General features: G+C 69.9%; 4 protein-coding genes and 1 pseudogene. 2 read left to right on the top strand and 3 right to left on the bottom strand.

The window, feature by feature from the left end:
- Positions 1–87: 87 nt before the first annotated feature.
- The 3 genes from ABZ260_RS48885 to wrbA form a co-directional block, all read right to left on the bottom strand.
- Positions 88–846 carry a LysR family transcriptional regulator gene (locus tag ABZ260_RS48885; RefSeq protein ID WP_355632202.1) on the bottom strand — a complete coding sequence of 253 codons (759 nt, stop codon included), beginning with the start codon at positions 844–846 and terminating at the stop codon, positions 88–90.
- A gap of 57 nt (positions 847–903) precedes the next feature.
- Positions 904–1,257, bottom strand: a complete 354-nt coding sequence (locus tag ABZ260_RS48880) for a hypothetical protein (RefSeq protein WP_355632199.1) — start codon at positions 1,255–1,257, stop codon at positions 904–906.
- A 98-nt stretch (positions 1,258–1,355) separates the two neighbouring features.
- Complete coding sequence (gene wrbA / locus ABZ260_RS48875) at positions 1,356–1,964, bottom strand: NAD(P)H:quinone oxidoreductase (RefSeq protein WP_355632196.1); 609 nt, start codon at positions 1,962–1,964, stop codon at positions 1,356–1,358.
- Positions 1,965–2,109: 145 nt separating this feature from the next.
- Here wrbA and sigJ point away from each other — a divergent pair, with 145 nt between their 5' ends.
- Positions 2,110–3,054, top strand: a complete 945-nt coding sequence (gene sigJ / locus ABZ260_RS48870) for an RNA polymerase sigma factor SigJ (protein ID WP_355632193.1) — start codon at positions 2,110–2,112, stop codon at positions 3,052–3,054.
- Between the two features lie 49 nt (positions 3,055–3,103).
- Positions 3,104–3,199: pseudogene (locus ABZ260_RS48865) on the top strand (IS5/IS1182 family transposase); the annotation flags it as partial.
- Positions 3,200–3,302: the final 103 nt, after the last annotated feature.

The raw sequence follows: 3,302 nt of genomic DNA, 5'->3' as shown, positions 1-3,302 counted from the left end.
CGGCGTGTCCCAGCGCGCGGGCTGCGACGTCCTGATCGTCCACACCACATCCGGAAGGTGACGTGAAGGCCCCCTCACGGCATAGGCTTAGCCGGCGCCGAGGCTGGGCACCAGCGCCACCCCCAGTCCGGCCCTGACCAGTCCGAGCGTGACCTCGTAGTGGTCGCTACGGCAACGGATCATCGGGCTGAACCCCTCCAGCGCGCTGGCACGCTCCAGCACCGAGACCGGGGTGTCGGTGCCGTACGTGGTGATCCACGGCTCGCCGGCCAGGTCGGCGAGCCGTACCCGCTGCCGCTGCCCCGCCGGATGGCCCGGCGGCACGACCAGAAGCTGTGGCTCGTCGAACAGGTGGGTGACCTCGACCCCCTCCGGCGGCTTCCAGGGATCGAGCGCGTGCTCGAAGACGACCAGGACGTCCAGCGCGCCACGCTCCAGGTCGGGCAGGAGCTCGTGCGGCTGGCCGAGCACCAGGTCGAGCTCCACGGCGGGGTGGCGGGCGGTGAAGGTCGACAACGCCAGCGGCAGCAGCCGGTATCCCGCGGAGGCGAAGAAACCGATCCGTAGTTGCCCGGCGTCGGCCCTGGCCTGCGCCAGCAGATCCTTCTCCGCCGCCTCGATGATGTCGAGCACCTCCTGCGCCCGGGTCGCGAGCCGCCGCCCGGCCGCGGTCAGCCGCAGGCTCTGCGCGCCCCGCTCGACCAGGCCCACGCCGGCCTCCTCCTCCAGCTTGGAGAGCTGGTGGGACACCGCGGAGGGCGAGAGCCGCAGGATACGGGCGGCTCCCGCGATGCTCCCCGTCCTGAAGATCTCCAGAAGCACCCGCAGGCGTTGGCTGCTCAGCACCGTTCCAGTATCGGCACCGGCGAAGCGGCCGGACGGCCGGGGTCCTCGGATGGCTTGTCAGCCGTCCAGACGGACGGTGACGGTGACGCGACCCGCGTCGTCACGTCTGGCGATCGCATGCCCGGTGCGATCGATCCCATCCAGCTGCAGCGATATCGGACCACCCTCGGCCAAGAAGTTGCGCCACCACATCTTGGCGTCGGGGAACTGGACACCGATCGTGACGGTGTCGGCCGCGCGCCGGAAGGCGACGGGCGTGCTGAAGGTGCGTCCCGAGCGGCGTCCCGTATAGGTGACGACCGTGAGGTGTCCGCTGATCAGCCGGCCCCATCGAGGAGAGGAGCGCAACGTCAGGACACAGGTGTTGAAACGGCCGATCGCTCGCTTCGGAAGCGGTCCCCGATATCGCACAGAACCTCCATCACGACGGGTATCTCTTGCCGGCCAGCGTAACCGGGCGGATCCTTGTGGTCTGTGCCGTACCGGCCCCGCTGGTGTTCCGTGCCGGATCAGGCGGCGCGGCCGGCCTTGAGTGAGGCCGCGGTGTCCACGACGCGGCGGGCCTGGTAGCGGGCCGCCTGCAAGGCCACCTCGCTGGGTGGGCCATCGCCGGCCACGTGGGAGGTGCCGTAGGGATTGCCCGACTGGAACTGGATGGGGTCGGTGTAGCCGGGGGGCACGATGATGCCGCCCCAGTGGTAGAACGTGTTCCCCAGCGCCAGGAGGGTGGATTCCTGTCCGCCGTGGGCGGTGTTGGAAGCGGTGAAAGCCGAGTACACCTTGTCCGCGAGCCTGCCTTGGTACCACAGGCCACCGGTGGTGTCGATGAACGCCCTGAGCTGGCCGGCCGGGTTGCCGAAGCGGGTGGGGGTACCGAACAGCACCGCGTCGGCCCAGTCCAGGTCGTCGAGGCCGGCCTCGGCGACGTCGGCGGTGTCCTGGAGGTGCTGGGCCCAGTCCGGCCTGGCGCTGATCGCCTCCGGTGGGGCAAGTTCGGCGACCTTGCGCAGTCGCACGTGTGCGCCCGCCTTTTCCGCGCCCTCGGCGGCGGCCTGCGCCAAGGCGTGCACGGTGCCTGTGGCACTGTAGTAAATGATCGCGACGTTCACGGGTTCCATGATCGATTTCCTTCCTTCGCGTTCGGTTCATCGGTACGACGACACAACCCTCCGGAATGTGAGGCGATTCGCCGGCCTCACAGTTCGGTGCGCTGTCTCGTCGAACCGGTGAGGGAAGATGCGACCAAGGAAAGTCGGGGACACCGTGACCACCCCATCCGAGCCAGGAGACGGCCGGCTCGATCCGGGCCTGAGCGCGATCATGAGCGAGCGGCGCCGGCTGACCAATCTCGCCTACCGGCTCCTCGGCTCCCTGGCCGATGCCGAGGATGTCGTCCAGGAGACCTACGCCCGCTGGTACGCCATGTCCCGGCAACAGCAGGAAGGCATCGAATCCCCCGGCGCCTGGCTGACCAGGGTCGCCGGTCGCATCTGCCTCGACCTGCTCGGCTCGGCACGGGCCCGGCGGGAGAGCTACGTGGGCGAATGGATTCCCGAGCCGCTGCCCGAGCGTACGGAGTGGATCAGCGGGCGGTGCGGCGGCACCACGGCCGATCCGGCCGACCGGGTCACCCTGGATGAGTCGGTCAACATGGCCTTCCTCGTCGTGCTCGAATCGATGACCCCGGCCGAGCGGGTCGCGTTCGTCCTGCACGATGTCTTCCGCTACTCCTTCGCCGAAGTGGCCGAGATCGTCGGCCGTACCCCGGCGGCCTGCCGCCAGCTGGCCTCCTCGGCCCGCCGTCGCATTCGCGCGTCGCGGGCTCCCGCGGCTCCGGCGGCTCCGGCGGCCCAGCAGGCCGGCATCGTCAGAGCCTTCAAGCAGGCATGGGCGGCCAAGGACATCGATGCCCTCATCGGCCTCCTCGACCCCGACGCCACGGCGACCGGCGACGGTGGCGGACTCGTCAGCGCCGAACTCCGCCCGATCGAAGGCGCCGAGCGGATCGCGCGCTTCTTCGCCGATCGGACCAGTGCGGTACCCAAGGCGACGATCCTGGAGTGTACGGTTAACGGTCAGCCCGGTCTGGTGGCCCGGCTGGACGGCGTCACCGTGTCGGTGCTGGCGTTCGACGTCACAGGGGACCGGATCAAGCGCATCTGGGCGGTACTCAACCCCGACAAGCTCCGGCCTTGGACGACGGGCTGACACGCGCCTTCGCACCATCGGGCCCGCCCGCTGTTTCGAACGCGGCGGCCTGGCCGCCGCGTTCGTCACCGTCCGCGCACCCATCCGCCGAGCAGGACCCCGCTACCGCCGGGACACCCGACCCACATCACGCCGACTCCGGTGACCATCTACCGGCGGCCGCTCTCAACGATCGCTTCCAGGACGAGGACGGCCCGCACGATCGCAGTGCTGATCGGCCGCCCTGACCGGGTCACCGGAACCCGGTC

This window comes from Streptosporangium sp. NPDC006013 (assembly GCF_040614275.1).
In the GTDB taxonomy this organism is placed as follows: Bacteria; Actinomycetota; Actinomycetes; order Streptosporangiales; family Streptosporangiaceae; genus Streptosporangium.
The sequence above is the reverse complement of the archived record's forward strand: the minus strand, read 5'-3'. Positions and strand labels throughout refer to the sequence as shown.